The 22,061-nt window shown below is 30.7% G+C and carries 20 protein-coding genes; all 20 read left to right on the forward strand.

All coding sequences use genetic code 11. From position 1 onward, the window contains the following. Positions 1 to 22: 22 nt before the first annotated feature. Complete coding sequence (locus tag RBU61_RS04510; RefSeq protein ID WP_308878386.1) at positions 23 to 187, forward strand: hypothetical protein; 165 nt, start codon at positions 23 to 25, stop codon at positions 185 to 187. A gap of 246 nt (positions 188 to 433) precedes the next feature. Next, positions 434 to 1,405, forward strand: coding sequence for an MBL fold metallo-hydrolase (locus RBU61_RS04515; RefSeq protein ID WP_308878387.1), 972 nt, complete (start codon positions 434 to 436; stop codon positions 1,403 to 1,405). A 51-nt stretch (positions 1,406 to 1,456) separates the two neighbouring features. Further along, complete coding sequence (locus RBU61_RS04520) at positions 1,457 to 2,626, forward strand: iron-containing alcohol dehydrogenase (protein WP_308878388.1); 1,170 nt, start codon at positions 1,457 to 1,459, stop codon at positions 2,624 to 2,626. Positions 2,627 to 2,656: 30 nt separating this feature from the next. After that, positions 2,657 to 3,589, forward strand: coding sequence for a PfkB family carbohydrate kinase (locus tag RBU61_RS04525; RefSeq protein ID WP_308878389.1), 933 nt, complete (start codon positions 2,657 to 2,659; stop codon positions 3,587 to 3,589). Positions 3,590 to 3,659: 70 nt separating this feature from the next. Then, a complete protein-coding gene (locus tag RBU61_RS04530; RefSeq protein WP_308878390.1) occupies positions 3,660 to 4,592 on the forward strand; it encodes a DUF5700 domain-containing putative Zn-dependent protease in 933 nt (310 codons plus the stop codon). A gap of 148 nt (positions 4,593 to 4,740) precedes the next feature. Continuing rightward, the gene (locus tag RBU61_RS04535) at positions 4,741 to 5,820 is read left to right on the forward strand and encodes a DNA repair exonuclease (RefSeq protein ID WP_308878391.1); all 1,080 of its coding nucleotides are present in this window, start codon (positions 4,741 to 4,743) and stop codon (positions 5,818 to 5,820) included. Positions 5,821 to 5,824: 4 nt separating this feature from the next. Continuing rightward, positions 5,825 to 8,260 carry an AAA family ATPase gene (locus RBU61_RS04540; protein ID WP_308878392.1) on the forward strand — a complete coding sequence of 812 codons (2,436 nt, stop codon included), beginning with the start codon at positions 5,825 to 5,827 and terminating at the stop codon, positions 8,258 to 8,260. A gap of 79 nt (positions 8,261 to 8,339) precedes the next feature. Then, positions 8,340 to 9,029, forward strand: coding sequence for a metallophosphoesterase (locus RBU61_RS04545; RefSeq protein ID WP_308878393.1), 690 nt, complete (start codon positions 8,340 to 8,342; stop codon positions 9,027 to 9,029). A 5-nt stretch (positions 9,030 to 9,034) separates the two neighbouring features. Continuing rightward, complete coding sequence (gene nagB, locus RBU61_RS04550) at positions 9,035 to 9,760, forward strand: glucosamine-6-phosphate deaminase (RefSeq protein ID WP_308878394.1); 726 nt, start codon at positions 9,035 to 9,037, stop codon at positions 9,758 to 9,760. A gap of 14 nt (positions 9,761 to 9,774) precedes the next feature. Further along, positions 9,775 to 10,317 (forward strand): class IV adenylate cyclase, encoded by a 543-nt coding sequence (locus RBU61_RS04555; protein WP_308878395.1) that lies wholly within the window; start codon positions 9,775 to 9,777, stop codon positions 10,315 to 10,317. 64 nt (positions 10,318 to 10,381) lie between these two features. Next, positions 10,382 to 10,588, forward strand: coding sequence for a hypothetical protein (locus tag RBU61_RS04560; RefSeq protein ID WP_308878396.1), 207 nt, complete (start codon positions 10,382 to 10,384; stop codon positions 10,586 to 10,588). A 184-nt stretch (positions 10,589 to 10,772) separates the two neighbouring features. Continuing rightward, positions 10,773 to 12,164, forward strand: coding sequence for a TldD/PmbA family protein (locus tag RBU61_RS04565; protein ID WP_308878397.1), 1,392 nt, complete (start codon positions 10,773 to 10,775; stop codon positions 12,162 to 12,164). A gap of 1 nt (position 12,165) precedes the next feature. Further along, on the forward strand, positions 12,166 to 13,512 hold the full coding sequence (locus RBU61_RS04570; protein WP_308878398.1) for a TldD/PmbA family protein: 1,347 nt from the start codon (positions 12,166 to 12,168) through the stop codon (positions 13,510 to 13,512). Between the two features lie 78 nt (positions 13,513 to 13,590). After that, positions 13,591 to 13,794: a hypothetical protein gene (locus RBU61_RS04575; protein ID WP_308878399.1), complete on the forward strand. Its 204-nt coding sequence runs from the start codon at positions 13,591 to 13,593 to the stop codon at positions 13,792 to 13,794. Positions 13,795 to 13,968: 174 nt separating this feature from the next. Next, entirely contained in the window at positions 13,969 to 16,320 is a 2,352-nt protein-coding gene (gene ppsA, locus RBU61_RS04580) for a phosphoenolpyruvate synthase (protein WP_308878400.1), read from the forward strand. Positions 16,321 to 16,569: 249 nt separating this feature from the next. Then, entirely contained in the window at positions 16,570 to 18,105 is a 1,536-nt protein-coding gene (locus RBU61_RS04585; RefSeq protein WP_308878401.1) for a glutathione ABC transporter substrate-binding protein, read from the forward strand. A 106-nt stretch (positions 18,106 to 18,211) separates the two neighbouring features. Then, positions 18,212 to 19,138 (forward strand): nickel ABC transporter permease, encoded by a 927-nt coding sequence (gene nikB / locus RBU61_RS04590; protein WP_308878402.1) that lies wholly within the window; start codon positions 18,212 to 18,214, stop codon positions 19,136 to 19,138. A 24-nt stretch (positions 19,139 to 19,162) separates the two neighbouring features. Continuing rightward, complete coding sequence (locus tag RBU61_RS04595; protein ID WP_308878403.1) at positions 19,163 to 20,050, forward strand: ABC transporter permease; 888 nt, start codon at positions 19,163 to 19,165, stop codon at positions 20,048 to 20,050. A gap of 16 nt (positions 20,051 to 20,066) precedes the next feature. Then, positions 20,067 to 21,056, forward strand: coding sequence for an ABC transporter ATP-binding protein (locus tag RBU61_RS04600; protein WP_308878404.1), 990 nt, complete (start codon positions 20,067 to 20,069; stop codon positions 21,054 to 21,056). Further along, the gene (locus RBU61_RS04605) at positions 21,057 to 22,022 is read left to right on the forward strand and encodes a dipeptide ABC transporter ATP-binding protein (protein ID WP_308878405.1); all 966 of its coding nucleotides are present in this window, start codon (positions 21,057 to 21,059) and stop codon (positions 22,020 to 22,022) included. Positions 22,023 to 22,061: the final 39 nt, after the last annotated feature.

The following is a 22,061-nucleotide window of genomic DNA, read 5'->3' on the forward strand; positions in this document are numbered from 1 at the left end:
AAATACATACGAGGTGATAAAGATGAAAGATAAACAAAGTAAAGATACTATTGATAAAAATCTCTTTAAGGCAATGAGTTATGAATTTGCTGGAGAAATTGGAGTAGTAGATAATGAAGAAATGAAAAATAATGTAGGACTTTCTTCAGATAAAGATGAAAAAAAGTTAAAGGAAAATAAGAAATAATAATTAAGCCATAGAGAAATCTATGGTTTAATTGTTGTAAAAGTTTATGCGAATTGTATTATTTTTATTTTTAGATTGATTGATACTTGGATAAAGAAAAATATCTTAAGTTATATCATAAAGTGCCTGTAAAGATTAAAAATTAACCTTACAGCCATTTTTATTGTGAAATAATACCTTTTTCATTTGACAATTTTTATATAACAAAATACTATATAGATAAAAGAATATAACGAGGTGAAGAACTTGGTTACTAAGGTTTATGAAAATATATATATGATAGAAGTAATACTTCCAGATAATCCTCTTAAGGTATTAAATTCTTATGTAATAAAGGGTGATGATAAATCTTTAATAATAGATACAGGATTCAATAGAAAAGAATGTATGGATTCGCTTTTAGGAGGTTTGAGAGAGCTAGATATCGATATAAAAGATACTGAATTGTTTATTACACATCTTCATGCAGATCACTCGGGAATGGCATCTATATTTAAAGATAAGGGAATTAAGATATATGCCAGTGAAATAGATGGAAAATTAATCAATGAGATGACATCAATGCCTTATTGGGAAAGACTTGAGGAGTTTAAGGTATTGTTTGATTTAGAGAGAGATGGAGTTACATTTAGTGAGCACCCTGGCTATAAATACTGCCTAAAAGAACCAGTTGAATTTACATATATTAGTGAAGGAAAGGGGATACAGTTTGGTAGCTACTTTTTTGAAGTAATAGATATATCAGGTCATACTCCAGGGCATATAGGTTTATATGAAAGAAATCATAAACTATTTTTCTGTGGAGACCATATATTAGATAGAATTACACCTAATATTGGATTCTGGGGATTTGAAGAAAATATTTTAGCAGTATATTTTAATAGTTTAGCCAAGATATACTCCTATGATATAGACTATTTATTTCCATCCCATAGAAATATAATTAGAGACCATACTAGACGAATTACTGAATTATTAGCTCATCATAAGGAAAGGCTCAATGAAATAATCAATATATTGAAAAATGGTGAATCCACCGTAAGAGATATAGCTAAAAGAATGGAATGGAATATACGAGCTAATTCTTGGGAGGAGTTTCCTATTCCTCAAAAATGGTTTGCAACAGGAGAGGCAATGGCTCACTTGGAATATTTATATTGTACTGGAAAACTTCATAAGGAATTAAGGGAAGGGAAATTAATTTATAAATTAAAATAAAGTTCTTTGGGTATTATATAGAAGAAAAAGAAATTAGAGGGGGATGGATATATGTTAAACTTTAATTACAATATACCTACTAGAGTCTTCTTTGGAGAAGGGAAAATAGAGGTACTAGGAAAGCAGATTAAAAAATATGGTTCTAGAGTGCTTTTGACTTATGGGGGAGGAAGTATCAAAAAAATTGGGCTATATGATAAGGTAGTTAATATATTAGAACAAAATAATATTCCTTACTTTGAACTATCAGGTATAGAGCCAAATCCAAGGGTTGAGTCTGTAATTGAAGGTGTTAAAATATGTAGAGAAAATAATATTGACTTTATACTGGCTGTAGGCGGAGGCAGTACAATAGATTGCTCCAAAGTCATAGGGGCTGCATATTATTATGATGGAAATCCATGGGATTTAGTTATAGGTAAATCCAAGGTTGAAAATGTATTACCTATAGGCACTATATTGACACTATCTGCCACTGGTTCAGAAATGGATGCAGGTGCAGTTATAACAAATATGGAAACAAATCAAAAATATGGTGTAGGACACCCTGGAATGTTTCCTAAATTTTCAATTTTAGACCCTACCTATACTTATACAGTATCAAAATATCAAACTGCTTCAGGTGTAGCTGATATTATGAGTCATACCCTTGAAGAATATTTCAGTAATATTAAAGGAGCATATCTTCAAGATAGATTAGCAGAAGGAATCTTAAAAACTTGTATAAAATATGGTAGAACTGCCATAGATGAGCCAACAAATTATGAAGCAAGGGCAAACCTTATGTGGGCTTCTTCTTTAGCTATCAATGGATTAATAGGATATGGAAAAGACTCAGCTTGGACAGTTCATCCATTGGAGCATGAATTATCTGCATATTACGATATTACCCATGGAGTAGGATTAGCCATACTTACACCTCATTGGATGGAACATGTACTAGACCAAGATAATTTATGGAAGTTTGTGGAATATGGGGTGAATGTATGGGATATAGATAGAAATCTTGATGATATGGAAATAGCTAAAAAATCAATAGAAAAAACCAGTGAATTCTTTAAATCCTTAGATATACCTATGACACTTAAGGAAGTTGGCATAGGAGAAGAAAAACTTGAAATAATGGCTAAGGCTTTAATGGAATATGCAGAAGGTTCTGTAGGTAATTTTAAACCTCTAGAATATGAAGATGTATTAAGTATATATAAGAAATCACTATAACAAATAGTTTATGGTTAGGGGGTGATAAATGTGATTTTAACCGTAGATTTAAATCCTGCCATAGAAAAAAGATATATTGTGGATAATATTTCCATAGGAGATAATATTAAAGCTAATTCTTTTACTTATAATCTATCTGGTAAAGGAATAAAAGTGGCTAGGCTATTAAATATTTTCAATGAAAATTCATTTATTACTGGGTTTTTAGGAGGTATAAATGGAGAATACTTCCATACAAAGTTAAAAGATGCAGGTATACCTCATGAATTTGTTGGTATTAAAGAAGATATTAGAACTATTGTTAAACTAAAAGATATATCGGAAAATTATATTAATATAATGGAAGAAGCTCCTAGAATCACTAGGGAAGAATTGGTTAAGTTCTATAATCTATCTTCTAGATTAATGGAAAATATGGACATTATATGTGGATTAGGATCAACATTTCATCCAAGTGTACCAAAAGATATTTACTTTGATTTAATAACACTAGCCAACAAAAAAAGAAAAAAATTTATTTTAGATGGAACAGAAGATAAAATAAAGTATGGAATAGATGCTTCACCTTATATGGTAGTCCTAAGTAAAAGGGAATTGGAAGGTCTGATGAATGTAACCTTAGATTTTGAAAATCAAATCATTAAATCAGGACAGTACATTCTTGACAGGGGAGTAGGTTTTGTAATCATTGATTTACAAGAGAAAGGCAGCATAGTCTTAGGGCAGGACAAGGGCTACAGAGTTGAAATTCCTCATTATGATGGTAATCTAGGTAATGACCATAGTGGTATGATAGCAGGATTTGCCCTTGGAATAGATAGAAATTATGACTTGGAAATGACAATGAAATTAGGACAAGCCTTTAGTATAGTGACTAATATAGATCCTGATCTGGAAGCCACTGAAATAAGTGATATAAAAAGAATTATGGGACAAATAGACATATATTCAATCAATTATTAATTATATATAGAATACTCCTTTTTTAAAGCCATATATATTTATTATAATGCTTTAAGAAAGGATTTTTTTTGTGAAAATTCATATGGAAAGTATAAAAATACTGATAAATATATTGAAGGAAGATAAAATAGATTATAAAAAGTTAACTAAGTTTGTTAAGACTAAGGAAGTTCGAGGTTTTATTCAACATGAAAAAACTTTTAATAGAAAGACAAGTGAAGATACTATAACTGAAGAAATAATAAAATTAAAGACTCAAATCGATTATAAAGATAAATATGACTTCTATATAATAAAGAATAATATAAATATAATAGTATATAGATTAAACTATATAGAAGAACATCAAGAATTAATTATGGAATATGCCTTAAAAAGAATTAAAACCTTTATTCCTCAAAGTATAAAGGTCAATTCCAATATTTATCTTTATATAGGTGGAATAGACGGTGGATTTTCAGTATATGGGAAGGATGTATTTATTAATTATATAAAATACTTTAATGAAATAGATGAACTAATTAAAATTATAAGCCATGAATTATTTCATTGTAGAATTATACCATTTAAAAATAAATTTAAGGTTTTCCTTACTAGAGATACTAAAAAATATATATATGAAGTTTTAGGAAAGATTTTAGAAGAAGGAATAGCTTTACTCATACAGCATGGAATAATTTTGAGGAAAAATGATCCCATAGGAACGATTACTAAAGAGAAAATGGAAAAGGTAGAAGAGGAATTTGAAGTATTAGATTGTGTATTATTGAAGTTAAAGGAAGGTAATATAGATTATCTAGAGCTTAGAAAAATAGACATTTATTCCATAGGATATTATATTGTAAATTTTATATATAAGTATTATGATGAAGAGATATTGGAATCCTGGATATTTAAATACGATTATAACAGGCCCATAAAATCATATATCTATGGAATTAGAAAAGAAGGACTTAGTTCTGGTTTTTCAAAAGAAATAGAAAATTGGATATTAGAGTCATAGAAATAACTAAAATTATATTAATGAAAAGGATGATTGAGTAAATATCTTCTATTTGAAACTAGCTTAATATTAGCTAGTTTTTCTTTTTATTGGAAATTAGATATACAACTATGATATAATTTTAGTACTAAGGCTTGGAGGTGAATTCATGGTTAAATTTATTCATACAGCGGATTTACATCTTGGGTTTAAATTTAAAAATGTATCCTTTAAGAAGGAAAAGGCAGCAGAAAGAAGAAGAGAATTATGGTCTACATTTGAAAGAATAGTAAGATATGGAAAGGACGCTAATGTAGACTTTTTATTAATAGCAGGAGATTTATTTGAAGATGATTACTTTACCATAGGTGATATTACTAGGATTAGAGATACATTTAGAAGGGCAGAAAACATTAATATAATTATATCTGCTGGAAATCATGATTATAGAGGAAGAAAATCATTATATGATAAAATAGAGTGGACGGAAAATGTGACCATATTTAATGGAAATAAGATTCAAAAAAAGGAATTTAAAGATTTAAATACTGTAATATATGGATATAGCTGGGATGCTATGGAAATAAAAGAAAATAAAATATTTTCTGAAATAGATATTGATAATACTAAAAATAATATACTTGTATTACATGGGGATTTAGGAAATAGTTCATCATATCTTCCATTAAAACTAGAAGAATTAAATAAGTTAAATATGGACTATATAGCGCTGGGTCATATACATAAGCCACAAATTATTTCAGAGTCTATAGCATATAGTGGATGTCCAGAACCCTTAGATTTTGGAGAAATAGGAGAGAGGGGTATAATAGAAGGAGTTATAGAAAACAAAGAGACTAGATTTCACTTCATGCCTTTTAGCAAGAGAAAGTTTATGGAAACCAGTATGACTATAGATGAAGACATGGGTTATATAGACATAATGGAAGCCATCAAAGATATAGATATAGGTGATAAAAACGTAGACTTTTATAGAGTAAATCTTTCTGGGTTTATGCAAAGAGATTTAGAAATTAAAAACTTGGAGAAAGATTTATCTAGGGATTTCTATCATTTAGAGATAATAGATAATACTATATTGGATTATGATTTAGAGGAATTATCAGAGGAAAACAAATATAATATAATCGGAAAGTTTATAGAAACCATGAAAGATAAAGGTTTAGATGATCCAGTAGTTAAGGATGCGCTATATACTGGATTAGAAGTGCTCTTAAAGGGGAGATGATAAAATGCTTCTTAAAGAACTTAATTTACTTGGATTTGGGAAGTTTGAGAATAAAAGTTTTCTTCTAGACAAGGGTATAAATATTATCTATGGAGAAAATGAAGTGGGTAAATCGACTTTACATAGCTTTATTCATGGAATCTTTTATGGATTTTTAAGACCTAATGTAAAATCTACATTATATTTAGAAGAACATGAAAAATATAATCCATGGAATAGCAATAAATATGCTGGAATCATAAGGTTTGAACATAATGGAAAATACTATAGAATAGAGAGAAACTTTACAAAGGGAGAAGAAAGAACTAAAGTTATTGATGAAGTCACTGGACAAGATATTACGAAAGATATTGATGTGGGAAAAGGTAGGGTGTTTCAGCCGGGAATCCATTTCTTTGGATTTAATACTAGAGTTTTTTCCAATACCATATTTATCAAACAATTAGACGTTAAAACAGATGAGAAACTAGCCAATGAAGTAACAGAAAAGATGATAAATGTTACGACAGCTTTAGATGATAATCTATCTATAGATGAGGCAATAGGGGAGTTAAAGATACGACTAGCAGATATAGGTACTGATAAGGCTTATACAAGACCCTATGCTAGAAATCTAGAGTATATAGAGCAACTTCAAGAAAAAAGAAAAAACATAATAATAGAGAAAGAGAATTATGAATCCTATGTAGAAGAAGAAGCTAGATTAAAAAATATGCTTAATATAGAGACAGAAAAACTTTCTAAATTAAAAGATAAATTAGCTGCAGCTGAAATATTGGAAAAGGCAAAAATCCTTGAAGAAGCAGAAATATTATTAGATGAAATAAAAAGTATAGAAAATAAAATATTAGATTTAAAGGACTATGCAAATTTTTCCATAGACCAATATAATGAAATCATTAATTTAAATAGTTCTATTGTATTTTTAGATAGTAATATTCTTGATAAGGAAAAAGAATTAATTGAAATAGAAGATAAATTAAAGCTGAATTATAAGAATGACCATAAGGACAATGAGGAGAAAATAGTTAAAATAAATAATGATTATAATACTTTTGAAGAATGGGAAGAAGAAAAACATAAGGTTCTATATGCTAAAGACAATCATCAAATTGAATTCTTAAAAAGGGATTATACTAATTATGAAAGCAAATTATCTAAAAATAGACTTAATAAAATAGTTATTAGTGTTGCTTTAATTATTTTATTGTTTATTGGAACTGTCTTTAAAAAATATATTATTTTTACTATAGGTATTCCTTTGATTATTTCATTAATATACATATCAAAGAAATCTAAAGAAATAGAAGTGATTAGGGAAACGGCAAAGACTGAAATAGATAAAATTTACACTGAGGAAGAAGAAAATCGGAAAAGAATAGAAGAAATAGAGATATTACAAAGAGAATTATTACAAAAATATAATATTGAAAATAAGATAGAATTTAAAAGATTCCTTGATAAGATTCAAATGGAAAGCTATAGAAATAAGGAAAGTTCAGAGCTATATAATGAACTAAACAACAAAAAAGATTTTTTAATAAAGAAAATTAATGAAGGAAGGCTTAAAAAAGAAGACATTGAAAATAAGCTTAAGGACATTTTATATAAAAACAATGTTAATAATATTCAGGGGTTTAGAGAAGGTCTAGATAAAAAGGATTTATATGAAAAATACTTAAAGAAATTAGAAGTTAAAAAAGAACTTTTATTTAAGACAATGGGAGAAAACTCCGTAGAAGATTTAAAAGGACAACTTAAAGGGCTTATTACAACTTTAGATAGGACATTATTAGGTGTAGATAAAAATCAATTAAGATATGAAATTGAAAGAACTAATGAAAGTATTTCAGATATTAAAATTGCTTTAAGGGGAGTAGAAGAAAATCTAAAATTATTGGGAGAGAATATAGATAAGCTTGTTGAAGTTGAAGAAGAATTAGAAAGAAGAGAAAAATATAAAGCTGAACTAGAGTTTAAGACTAAGTCCTTAGAACTTGCAGTGAAAACTATAGAGGAGTTATCGAAGGATATTCACCATGAATTTGCCCCTAGTATAAATAAACAAATCAGCGAAATTATCGAGAGTATTACAGATGGAAAATATAATAAAGTTAGAATAAGTGAAGAGTTAGATATTAGCATTGAAAATCCTATTACCGGGGAAATAATAGGAATAGATAGTTTAAGTGGTGGCACTATAGATCAATTATATTTTTCTTTGAGATTAGGTATAACTAATTCAATGGTTGGAGATAAACTTCCCTTAATTTTAGATGATTGTTTTGTTCAGTATGATGATAATAGATTAAAAAACATTATGAAATTTTTATATGAAATTAGTTATGAAAGACAAATTATTTTATTTACATGTCACAATCGTGAGAATATAATATTAGATGAACTAGGAGTAGATTTTAATTTAATTACTTTAAGTTAAAGGATTACATTGACTTAAAGTGTATTGAAAATACTAGGGTCTAGTTTCATGTTCATCAACAACATTAAGAGGTGGTAACTTGATATTTGCTATTGGAGACTTACATTTTGATAATACAGGTGAAAAGCCGATGGATATATTTGGAGATAATTGGTTGAATCACGAAGAAAAAATTATAGATAATTGGAAGGAAGTCGTAGGAGAAGATGATTTAGTTCTGTTGGCAGGAGATATATCATGGGCATTAAAATTAGAAGAAGCCTATGATGATTTAATGAAAATAGAAAGTCTTCCTGGGAAGAAAATAATTATTAAAGGAAATCATGACTATTGGTGGAGTAGCTTAAAAAAACTCAAAGATTTTCAGTTTAAAACTATTGAATTTATTCAAAACAATAGTTTTAAATATGGAAATGTGGGAATAGTAGGAACGAGAGGATGGACTTCAATAGATACCAACGAATCTGATGAAAAAAATCAAAAAATTTTCAATAGAGAATTAAATAGATTGAAATTATCATTGGATTCATTACAAAATAAGGTAGAAAAAATCATAGTGGTACTTCATTATCCGCCCTTTAATCCAAATCTTAGTACAAATGAATTTGTAAATATTATGAAAGACTATGATGTGGATATATGTATATATGGACATTTACATTCTGAAGGGCATAGATATGTTGTTGAAGGTAATATAGATGAAATTCAATTTCACTGTGTATCATGTGATTATATTGATTTCATGCCAAAAAAAATATTAGAGGAGTGAAAAAGATGAAAATATTAGTAGAAAAAGATTATGAAGCTGTGAGCAAGAAAGCTGGTGAAATATTTAAAGAAGAAATATCAAAAAAACCAGAGATAGTTTTAGGTTTGGCTACTGGAAGTACGCCTATTGGAATGTATAAAGAATTAATAAAGGCTCACAAAGAAGAGGGCCTAGATTTTTCAAAGGTTAAAACTTTCAATCTAGATGAGTATGTAGGCCTATCTAAAGATAATCCAAATAGTTATGGCTATTTTATGGATACTGAGCTTTTTAATCATATTAATATAGACAAAGAAAACACTCATGTACCTAATGGAAAGGCAGAAAATGTAGAAGAGTGCTGTAAGGAATATGATGAATCCATAGCTGAAGCAGGTGGAATAGATATTCAAGTATTAGGAATAGGACAAAATGGACATATAGCTTTTAACGAGCCAGAAGAAACCTTATCTGTTGGAACAAATATTGTTAAATTAACTGAAAGTACTATTGAGGTTAACTCAAGATTTTTTGATTCAATGGATGAAGTGCCTAAGACAGCAATAACTATGGGAATTGGAACTATATTAAAGGCGAAGAAAATAATACTTTTAGCCAGTGGGGAAAAGAAAGCTCCTATCATAAAAGAATTGCTAAACAGCAATAGAGTAACTACTAAATTACCAGCATCATTTCTATTACTTCACCCTGATGTGACTATTATAGTAGATGAAAAAGCCTATAAAGGTTAATGGAGAACATTAAGATGAAAGAACTTGAAGTAAAAATATTAAATATAGATATAAATGAGATGGAAAAAAAGTTAAAGACATTAGGTGCTACATTAATAGATAAAGAGGTTCAAGTAAATACATTAATTGATTCTAAGGAAGAATTTATTCAAAATAGCTTAGACAGTTACTTACGAATAAGAGAGACTAAATCATTATTGACTAATAACATTAAGTTAACATTAACTATGAAGAAAAACATCAATAGGGAAGGTATTAGGGAAAATATTGAAATCAATACAGATATAACTGATAAAGAGGCTCTTTTAGAAATATTAAATTCTTTAGGATACTATGTTTATCAAGAAGGATTTAAAGAAAGAACTTCATATACCTTAAATAATGTAAGGTTTGATTTAGACAAATGGGATGATTTAACTTATCCTGAACCTTATATGGAAATTGAAGTTAATGTTGAAGATGAACTTGAAGCTATGATTAAGTTATTAAATATTCCAAGAGGAAATATATCTACTAAATCTATTGTTGAGCTTAGAAAAGAAAAAGGATTAGTATAACTAATGTAACCAAAACCCCCCCATAAGAATAAGATATATTAATCTAATATAGGGAGGGTTAAATATGTTAAATGGTTTATTTGGTTGCGAAGATAATAATAATATGATACTAATTATTATCGTGATATTCTTATTGTTGTGTAATAACGATTCTGATTGTGATTGCGATTGTGACCGTGATCATTGTCGTGGAGGATTAGGTGGATTATTTGGAGGAGATAACATAATATGGATACTTATATTAATATGCTTCCTAGGTGACTTTTTCTAAAAAACAGCAGATTATCTGCTGTTTTTTTATTATGAATTAGGAAGATTCTACAAATGAGTTTCAAAAGAAGTTACCTTAAAATGTTTCGAAAGAAACTTTTTTATTTTTTAAATTAGAATAATATTCCAAATATTTACTTAATGTTATATAATATCAAATAAATATTAAAAAAGGAGGAATTTCATTGCTAAATGGAAAAATTATAGAGAATGTGCTTTGTGCTGCCTTGTGTAAAGGTGGAGATTTTGCAGAGATATTTGTTGAGGATAAGTATAATTCTAATATTAAATTAGTTGGCGGACTTATTGAAAATAATATGTCAGGCAGAGATTATGGAGTAGGTATTAGGATTATTGATAAATTAAATTGTATCTATGCCTTTACAAATGATTCGACAGAGGAAAACTTAATAAAGGTAGCAAAAGAAGCTGCATCAGCATTACAAAATGCATCCATTGATTTAAAATTAAATTTTATGAAATCTGATATAACTAATTATAATCCAATTAAAATAATGCCATCATCTGTGGAGAAGAAGAAAAAAATAGATTTAATGAAGAAAGGTTATGAGGCTGCCAAAAGTTATGATTCAGTTATATCACAAGTTATAGTAAATTATCTTGAAGAGGAACAAAGTGTACTTATAGCTAATACAGAGGGTTTATTGGCTGAAGACAGGAGAGTTAGGACGAGATTTTCAGTTGGATCAGTAGCATCTAAGGATGGAGAAATGCAACAAGGATCCTATGGTCCAGGTGCATCTATGGGTTTCGAATTCTTCGATAAGATTAATGTAGAAGAGGTTGGAAGGGAGGCTTCAAGAATTGCTAAGGCTATGGTTTATGCAGATCATTGTCCATCAGGAGTTATGCCTGTAATTATGGATAATGAATTTGGAGGAGTATTATTCCATGAGGCCTGTGGACATTCCCTAGAAGCTGCTTTTATATCAAAGGGTACATCAGTATTTACAGATAAATTAGGACAATTAGTAGCATCACCTTTATTAACTGCCATAGATGACGGAACAATGCCTAATGAATGGGGAACTACGAATATAGATGATGAGGGAACTCCAACAAAAAGAAATCTACTTATAGAAAATGGTGTCTTAAAATCATATTTGATTGATAAATTAAATGGGAAAAGAATGAATATGGAATCTACTGGTTCAGGAAGAAGACAATCCTATAAATTTGCTCCTACATCTAGAATGAATAATACTTATATAGCAAAGGGAGATTCTAATCTTGATGAAATAATATCTAGTACAGAAAATGGATTATATGCTAAAAAGTTAGATGGTGGGTCCGTAAACCCTGCTACTGGTGATTTTAACTTTGCAGTTATGGAGGGATACTTAATTAAAAACGGAAAGATATTAAAACCTGTAAGAGGTGCTACACTAATAGGTAATGGACTTAAAGTCTTAGAGCTGATTGATATGGTAGGAAACAATTTATCTTTAGGTCAAGGAATGTGCGGTGCAGATAGTGGTTCAATACCTGCAGGATTAGGTCAGCCCCCTCTTAGAGTAAAATCTCTAACAGTTGGTGGAAGAATGGGGGATGAATAATATGGCTTATAGGGAATTAATCAATAAGATATTTAATAAGGGAAAAGAAAAAATGGAAGATTTAGAGGTATATATAGAAAGCTCTAAGCAAATTGAAATAAAAATATTTAAAGGGGAAATAGATAAATATAGTATATCTGAATCAGGCGGTCTATCTTTAAGGGGGATTCATAATGGAAAAATGGGATATTCTTATACAGAAAAAATAGATGAGTCCTCTATTGATATGATAGTTAATGAGGCTTATGAAAATGCTAAATATATAGATACTGAAGATAAAGAGGAAATATTTAAGGGGTCAGATGGATATAAAGAAATTAACTCCTATGGTGAAGAATTGTCTGCTACTTCTATAGAAGAAAAAATAGATTTAGTAAAAAAATTGGAAATAGAGGCTTTATCCCTTGATGAAAGAGTTACTTCAATTCAACAATGTGGCTATAAGGAGTTTGATAAATCGAGGTATATTGTAAATACAAAGGGTGTGGACTTATCAGATAGATTAAATGGAGCGGGAATTTACATTGTAGTAATAGCAAAGGATGGAGATGATATTAAGACAGGTATGGGTTTTAGGATGATTAGGGACATAAGCCAAATAGACTATAAAGCCATTGCCAAAGAAGCTGTAGATGAGGCAATTTCTAGTTTAGGGGCAAAACCTATTAGATCAAATAGCTATCCATCAGTAATAAAAAACTTAGTATTTGCAGACCTATTAGATTCTTTTATTTCTGTTTTTTCAAGTGACTATATACAAAAAGGAATGTCTCTATTGAAGGATAAAGTAGGAACTAAAGTTGCATCCCCTTTATTGACTATAGTAGATGACCCCTATTTAAAAGAAGGATTTATCCGTGGTTTTGACGATGAAGGAACAAAAACTACTTATAAGAAAATTATAGATAAAGGAGTTTTAACTACTTATTTATATAATTGGAAAACAGCTAAAAAAGATGGAGTGGAGTCAACGGGCAATGGAGCTAGGGGTTCATATAAATCATCCTTATCTATTTCACCTACAAATTTCTATATAGAGAAAGGTAATAATACATTTGAAGAATTAATAGAAAGTATAGAGAGAGGAGTTTATATAACAGATGTAGCTGGATTACATTCAGGATTAAATCCTATATCAGGAGACTTTTCTCTATCGGCAAGTGGATATGAAATAATAGATGGCAAAATTAATAGACCAATTAATCAAATAACCATAGCAGGAAACTTCTTTGAAGTGTTAAATAATATTGATGCCATAGGAAATGACTTAAAGTTTGGTTTTCCAAACTTAGGATACTTTGGTTCCCCTTCCATAAAGTTAAATAATATATCTGTTTCAGGAGAATAAAGCCTTAAAATTATAGTAACCACTTATATACAGATTTCATAATATAAAGTGAGGAATAAATATAAGGAGGTTATTATAATGACTGAAGATTTAGGAGTGAGAGGAGAAAACCAAGGTATATTTGGAGGTTGTGGAATCGACAATTCACTATTATTCTTCTTCCTGCTACTAGTTGTATTATTTACAAGTTCAGGATGCTTCAATGATAGAGAAGATGATTCATTATTATTCTTCTTCCTATTGTTAGTTGTATTATTCTGTAGTGAAAGTTTCTGCTTCTAAAATACTAGAAAATACTAGATGGAAAAATCCCGTATAAAACGGGATTTTTTTATTTTGCCAAATAATATCAGATAAATATTACAAAAAATTAATAAAAAAAACATTATATAGTATAGCGTATTTAAATATAAATGCTATAATATATAATATAAAAACAATTAGGAGGCTACACTAATGGGCGATTATAAATATATAAAATGGTTTAATGAGATTGATAAAGATGATATTCCTGTAGTAGGAGGTAAAGGAGCAAACCTAGGAGAATTGACACAAAAAGGATTAGATGTTCCACCTGGATTTTGTATAACTGCAGGAGCATATACTCATTTTATTGATTATGCAGAATTAGATGAGGTAATCAAGGAGTTAATCATAGGGTTAGATGAAGAAAATTCTGATATGTTACAAGGAGCTAGTCGTGCCATTCAAGACAGAATAAATAATGGAATAATTCCAGAAGATTTAAAGGAAGAAATCTTAAAAGCTTATAAAGAATTTAGTGAGAAAATTAATTTAGATAACCCAGAAGTAGCAGTTAGAAGTTCCGCAACTGCTGAAGACTTACCGGAGGCTTCATTTGCGGGACAACAGGATACTTATTTACACATAAGTGGTGAGGAAGAGTTAATTAAACACGTTAGAAGATGTTGGGCATCTCTATGGACTGCTAGAGCTATATACTATAGAGTGAAGCAGGATTTTGATCATTTTGATGTTTCATTATCAGTTGTAATTCAAAAGATGGTAAATAGTGAAAAGGCAGGGGTTATGTTTACTGCTAATCCTGTAAATAGTAATGTAAATGAAATAATGATAAATGCCAGTTGGGGATTAGGAGAGGCTGTTGTATCAGGCATAGTAACACCTGATGAATACTTGGTAAATAAAAAATTAAAAGAAGTAATAGAAAAGCATATAGCGGAAAAAAACACTATGGTAATAAAGAGAAAAGATGGGGTAGGTACAGAAGAAGTAAGGGTTATTGATTATTTAGATGAAAGTCATATAAGTAATCAATGTTTAACAGATGAACAAATAATGACTTTAGTAAATTACGGATTAAAAATAGAGGAAATGTATGGTAGTCATCAGGATATAGAATGGGGATTTGATAGAGATACTAAGGAACTTTATATATTACAGTCAAGACCAATAACTACTTTGAAGGGAGAGGTTAGTGTGAGTGAAGTAAAAGAGCAAAAAGAATTGAAGATGCTTGTTAGAGGTTTACCAGCATCTCCTGGAATTGGAAGAGGAAAAGTTAGAAATATTAAAGATATATCAGAAATCGGAAGAGTAAAAGATGGAGATATTTTAGTTACAGTAATGACAAATCCAGATATGGTACCGGCAATGAGAAAGGCAGCAGCAGTAGTTACAGATGATGGAGGAAGAACTTGTCATGCTGCAATAGTATCTAGAGAATTAGGTATACCTTGTATAGTTGGTGCAAAGAATGCTAGTGAAATTTTGAAAGAAGGCTTAGAAGTAACAGTTGATGCAAGTAGAGGAGTAGTTTATGAGGGTAGTGTATTAGAAGAAAAAGAAGAAAAGAAAGCTGAAGGTGGTTCAGTAGGTATTAGTGAAGAAATATTAGCAGGATTATCTCCAATAACAGCTACAAAGATTTATATGAACCTTGGAGAACCATCATTAATAGGAAGATATAAAAATTTACCTTTAGATGGTATTGGTCTTATGAGAACAGAGTTTATATTTACAAATATGATAGGAGCCCATCCCATGTATTTAGTGAAAACAGGGCAAGGACAGTTATTGATAGATAAAATGGCAGAGGGTATCCAAATGGTAGCAGGAGAAATCTACCCAAGACCAGTTGTTGTTAGAATGTCTGATTTTAGAACTAATGAATTCAGAGGATTAAAAGGTGGAGATGAGGTAGAGCCTATAGAAGCAAATCCAATGATTGGTTGGAGAGGTGTATCTAGATATATTTCAGAAGAATACGAAGAAGGCTTTAGACTAGAGTGTAGAGCTCTAAAAAAAGTAAGAGAAGAATTTGGTTTAACAAACGTATATGCAATGTTACCCTTTGTAAGAACTACATGGGAATTAAAGAAAGTAAAAGAAATAATGGCAGAAGAAGGACTTGAACAAAATAATAACTTTAAAATATGGATAATGGCAGAAGTACCATCAGTAGTATTTGAAGCTGAAGAATTTGCTCAGATGGTAGATGGATTTAGTATTGGAAGTAACGACCTTACTCAACTTGTAATGGGAGCAGATAGAGATTCAGGAATACTGAATAATATGGGATATTTTGACGAAAGAAATGAAGCAGTAAAAAGAGCTATATCAATTCTTATAAAAGCTGCTCATAAATATGGAAAAACTATTTCAATCTGTGGTCAAGGGCCTAGCCAGTACCCAGAGTTTGCAGAATTCCTTGTGGAACAAGGTATTGACAGTATGAGTGTTAACCCAGATACAGTGGGATATACAAGAAGATTGGTAGCATCAGTGGAACAAAAAATAGTATTAAGAAAACTTAGAAATATATAGGATATAGGAATTATCTACAATATAATACATTTTGCTTAACAAAATGTATTATATTGTAATTTTTTCAGTTGTCAAAACTATAAGAATATAGTATAATTTATAATGTTGGAAAGTATAGAAAAAAATTTATTAACTAGATTGAAAGTATTTTAGGGAACATATATGAAATTATTGAGAAATTATAATGAGTATATGTTCCTTAATTCTATAATACTGTCAATTTAGCCAAAAAACAAAAGGAGTGATTCAATGTTTAAAAACAAAAAGATTCTATCACTAGTAATTACAATCCTAACTCTATCGATTGTTTTATCTGCTTGTGGTGGAGGTAAAGGGATTACTAGATCGAATCCAGAAGATACTTTAGTTGTTGCACAAGGTGCAGATGCGAAGTCATTAGATCCACATGCTACTAATGACCAACCATCATCAAGAGTCGCGAAGCAAATTTATAACACTTTAGTTGCTTCAAATGTAGATATGGAAATAGTTCCAGCTCTAGCTGAAAGTTGGGAAAGCATTGATGAATTAACATGGGAATTTAAACTTGTTCCAGGAGTTAAATTCCATAACGGTGAAGAATTAAAAGCATCAGACGTTAAGTTCACTTATGAAAGAATGTTAGCTTCACCATCTGTATCACACATTATTGGACCAGTTGCAGAAATTAAAGTTGTAGATGATTATACAGTACAAATAATAACTTCTGAGCCATTTGCTCCGTTATTATCACATCTTACTCATACAGCTTCCTCTATATTAAATGAAAAAGCAGTTACAGAAGCAGGCGAAGACTATGGACAAAATCCAGTAGGAACAGGTCCTTTTGCATTTGATAGCTGGCAATCAGGAGATAGAATAACTCTTAAGGCATCTGAAGATTATTTCCAAGGTGCAGCAGCTGTAAAAACAGTTATATTTAGAAACGTTCCAGAAGGAAGTAATAGAACTGTAGGACTTGAAACTGGAGAAATTGATATAGCTTATGATGTTGAGCCTATTGATAAAAACCTAGTTGCTGATAATGCAGGACTAGAGTTAATAGAAGGACCGTCATTATCAAGTCAATATTTAGGATTCAATACTCAAAAAGCTCCATTTGATAACGTAAAAGTTAGACAAGCTATTAACTATGCTGTTAACGTACAAGAAATCATAGACGTAGTTTTAGAAGGTGCAGGAGAAGTTGCTAAATCACCTTTAATGGAATTAATATTTGGTTCTAATGAAGAAATCCAAGGTTATTCTTATGATGTTGAAAAAGCTAAAGAATTAATGAAAGAAGCTGGATTTGAAAATGGATTCAAGACTTCCATTTGGACAAATGACAGCCCAGTAAGAGTTAGAATAGCAGAAATCGTTCAAGCTCAACTTAAAGAAATAGGTATTGATGCTAGTATAGAAGTTGTTGAATGGGGTGCTTTCCTAGATAGAACATCAGCAGGAGAACATGACATGTTCATCCTTGGTTGGACTACAGTAACTGGAGACGCAGACTATGGTCTTTATGCTCTATACCACAGTTCACAACATGGAGATGCTGGTAACAGATTCTTCTATACGAACCCAGAAGTAGATAAATTATTAGACCTTGGTAAAACTGAGGTAGATCAAGAGAAGAGATTAGCTGCATATAAAGAAGCACAAGAAATAATAGTAGCTGATGCTCCACAATTATTCTTATATTTCCAAACTCAAAATGTTGGTGAAAACAAAGCTATAAAAGGCTTTGAATTACATCCTGCTGGACATCACTCACTATACAATGTAACTATAGAACAATAACAATCTTAGTTGGATAATGAGAAGCGGGACATAGGTCTCGCTTCTCATTTCTTTAGAATGGTAATAAATAACATTGTCAATGTCTATTCGATAAGGAGGGAAATAAGTGAGTAAATATATATTACGTAGATTATTACTATTAATTCCAGTAATAATAGGAGTTACATTTTTAGTTTTTACAATTATGTATTTTACACCAGGGGACCCGGCAAAACTTATACTTGGTGAAAGTGCACAGCCTGCCCAGGTAGAAGCTTTAAGAGAAGAAATGGGATTAAATGACCCATTTATTGTACAATATTTTAGATTTATAACCAAGGCAATAACAGGAGACTTTGGAAGGTCATATTCAACTAATAGACCAGTTTTTGATGAGGTTTTCTCCAGATTCCCAGCGACTTTAAAGCTTACTGCAGCAGCTATGTTAATAGCAATTGCAATAGGTATACCAGTAGGTATTATTTCTGCAACAAAACAATATTCAGCCTTAGACAGTATATCCATGATAGGAGCCTTAATAGGGGTTTCCATGCCAGTATTCTGGTTGGGACTAATGCTTATTTTAGTATTTTCTGTTAATTTAAGACTTCTTCCATCAAGTGGTTCTGAAACACTTAAGCACTTAATTTTACCAGCATTTTCATTAGGTGTTGGTTCAGCCGCAATTATAACTCGTATGACTAGATCCTCAATGCTTGAAGTAATAAGACAAGACTATATAAGAACTGCTAGATCAAAAGGAGTAGCTGAAAAGAAAGTAGTAAACAGACACGCCTTAAAGAATGCTCTTATACCAGTAGTTACAGTTGTTGGATTACAATTTGGAGGACTTTTGGGTGGTGCTGTTCTTACTGAATCAGTATTCTCATGGCCAGGAGTTGGAAGACTAATGGTAGATGCTATTAGACAGAAAGATAGTCCAATGGTTTTAGCTTCAGTTGTGTTTATATCTGTAACATTTAGTTTTGTTAACCTTTTAGTTGACTTACTATATGCATTTATAGATCCAAGAATTAAATCACAATATAGATAATACTTAAGGTAAGGAGGTAGAATAATGTCTGACAAAGCTGTAAGCAACAATACAAGTAAGAAGAAAAGAGGACAATGGTCAGATGTCTGGAGAAGACTTAGAAAAAACAAAATGGCCATGTTAGGTTTAACTATAATTTCTATTTTTATATTATTAGCTTTATTCGCTGATGTAATTGCAGATTATGATGAAGTAGCTATAAAGATGAATACTTCAATCAGACTTCAAGGACCAAGTAAAGATCATATCTTAGGTACTGATGAACTAGGTAGAGATATATTTGCTAGAATAATTCATGGTGCTAGAGTTTCTTTACAAGTAGGTATAATAGCAGTAGGTATTGCCATAATAATTGGTGGTACTTTAGGAGCCATAGCAGGATTTTATGGTGGAAAATTTGATAATATTATAATGAGAGCCATGGATATATTCTTAGCAATTCCAAGTATATTACTTGCAATTGCCATAGTATCTGCCCTCGGTACAAGTATGCTGAACTTAATGATTGCAGTAGGTATATCATCTATACCAAGTTATGCACGTATTGTAAGAGCTTCAGTACTTTCAATTAAGGATCAGGAATATATAGAAGCTGCTAGAGCAATCGGTGCTAAAGATACTAGAATTATATTAAAGCATATATTACCGAACTCATTAGCTCCTATAATTGTACAAGGTACATTAGGAGTTGCAAGTGCTATATTATCAACAGCAGGACTTAGCTTTATAGGTTTAGGTATTCAAAAACCAGCTCCAGAATGGGGAGCAATGCTTTCATCTGGTAAAGACTTTATTAGACAAGCATGGCATGTAACTACATTCCCAGGTATAGCAATCATGCTTACTATATTATCACTAAACTTACTTGGTGACGGTCTAAGAGATGCTCTAGATCCTAGATTAAAACAATAAGAGAGGAGGAACTTAAATGAGTAGTGAATTCTTAAATATTAAAAATCTACACATCCACTATGTTACAGAAGAAGGTACAGTTAAGGCTGTAAATGGTGTAGACATGCAAATAAATAAAGGTGAGACTTTAGGTCTTGTTGGTGAAACTGGTGCAGGAAAAACTACTACTGCTTTGGGAGTCCTAAGATTAGTTCCTGATCCTCCAGGAAAAATTATTGATGGAGAAATATTACTAGAAGGACAAAGCATATTAGATATATCAGAAGAAGAAATGAGAACTATAAGAGGAAATAAAGTTTCCATGATATTCCAGGACCCTATGACGGCTTTAAACCCTGTTATGACAGTAGGAGAGCAAATTGCCGAGGTTGTTGAAATACATGCGAAATTATCTAATAAGGAAGCTTTTGAAAGGGCAAAGAAAATGCTTGAATTAGTTGGAATCCCTGGAGCTAGGGCTGTTGACTATCCACATCAATTCTCAGGTGGAATGAAACAAAGAGTTGTTATTGCCATAGCCTTGGCATGTAACCCTGGACTGCTAATAGCAGATGAGCCTACTACAGCTCTGGACGTTACTATTCAGGCTCAGGTTCTAGAACTAATGAATAACTTGAAAAATGAATTTAACACAGCTATGCTTTTAATCACCCATGACTTAGGTGTAGTAGCAGAAGCTTGTGATAAAGTTGCTATAATGTATGCCGGTGAAATAGTAGAGTATTCAAAAATTGAAGATCTATTTGAAAACCCAAGTCATCCGTATACTAGAGGACTATTTGGTTCAATTCCAAGCTTAGAAGAAGAAGTAGATAGATTAAAACCAATAAAAGGTCTAATGCCAGACCCTACAAATCTACCTTCAGGATGTAAATTCCATCCAAGATGTCCTCATGCTACAGAATATTGTAAGGAAAATCATCCAGAAGATACAGAAATAGCACCAGAACACAAGGTAAAATGTCATATATATACTGGACAAGTAAAACCAAAGGGGGAAATATAGATGGAACCAATTTTACAAGTCAAAGATCTAAAGAAGTATTTCAATACCCCTAAAGGACTACTTCATGCAGTTGATGGTGTTACTTTTGATATTAATAAAGGTGAGACCTTAGGTGTTGTAGGAGAGTCAGGGTGTGGAAAGTCAACTTTAGGTAGGGTAATACTTCATCTATTAGAATCCACTGACGGACAAATAATCTATGAAGGTGAAGATATTACTAAAATTAATAAAGATAAGTTTAGAGAGTTAAGAAATAAAATGCAGATTATATTTCAGGACCCATTTTCTTCTCTAAATCCTAGAATGACAGTTAGTGAAATAATAAAAGAGCCTATAATAATTCACAAAACCATAAAAGATAAAAAAGAAATCGAGAAAAAGGTATCCTCACTAATGGATACTGTAGGTTTAGCAGAAAGACTTGCTAATACTTACCCTCACGAATTAGACGGTGGTAGAAGACAAAGAATAGGTATAGCTCGTGCATTGGCGCTTAATCCAAACTTTATCGTTTGTGATGAGCCAGTATCAGCACTTGACGTATCAATTCAGGCTCAAGTTCTTAACTTAATGCAGGACTTACAAAAAGAAATGAACTTAACTTATATGTTTATTACTCATGACTTATCAGTTGTTAAACATATATCAAATGATATACTTGTAATGTATCTTGGTCAATTAGTTGAGAAATCAGATGCAAAGGATTTATTTAAAAATCCATTACATCCGTATACAAAAGCTTTACTTTCAGCAATTCCAGTACCAAGTTTAAAACATAAGAGAGAAAGAGTTTTACTAAAAGGAGAGCTTACTTCTCCAATTAATCCAAAACCAGGATGTAGATTTGCGCAAAGATGTATATATGCTAAAGAAAATTGTCAGCATGACAGTCCAGCAATAGAAGAAGTATTACCAGGACATTTTGTTGCATGTCATTATGTAAGGGAAATAAACAATTTAAAATAATTAATTAATAAAAGAAAAAGGCAGCTTACCTGCCTTTTT

Origin of the sequence: Tissierella sp. MB52-C2 (genome assembly GCF_030931715.1) — a bacterium.
In the GTDB taxonomy this organism is placed as follows: domain Bacteria; phylum Bacillota; class Clostridia; order Tissierellales; family Tissierellaceae; genus Tissierella.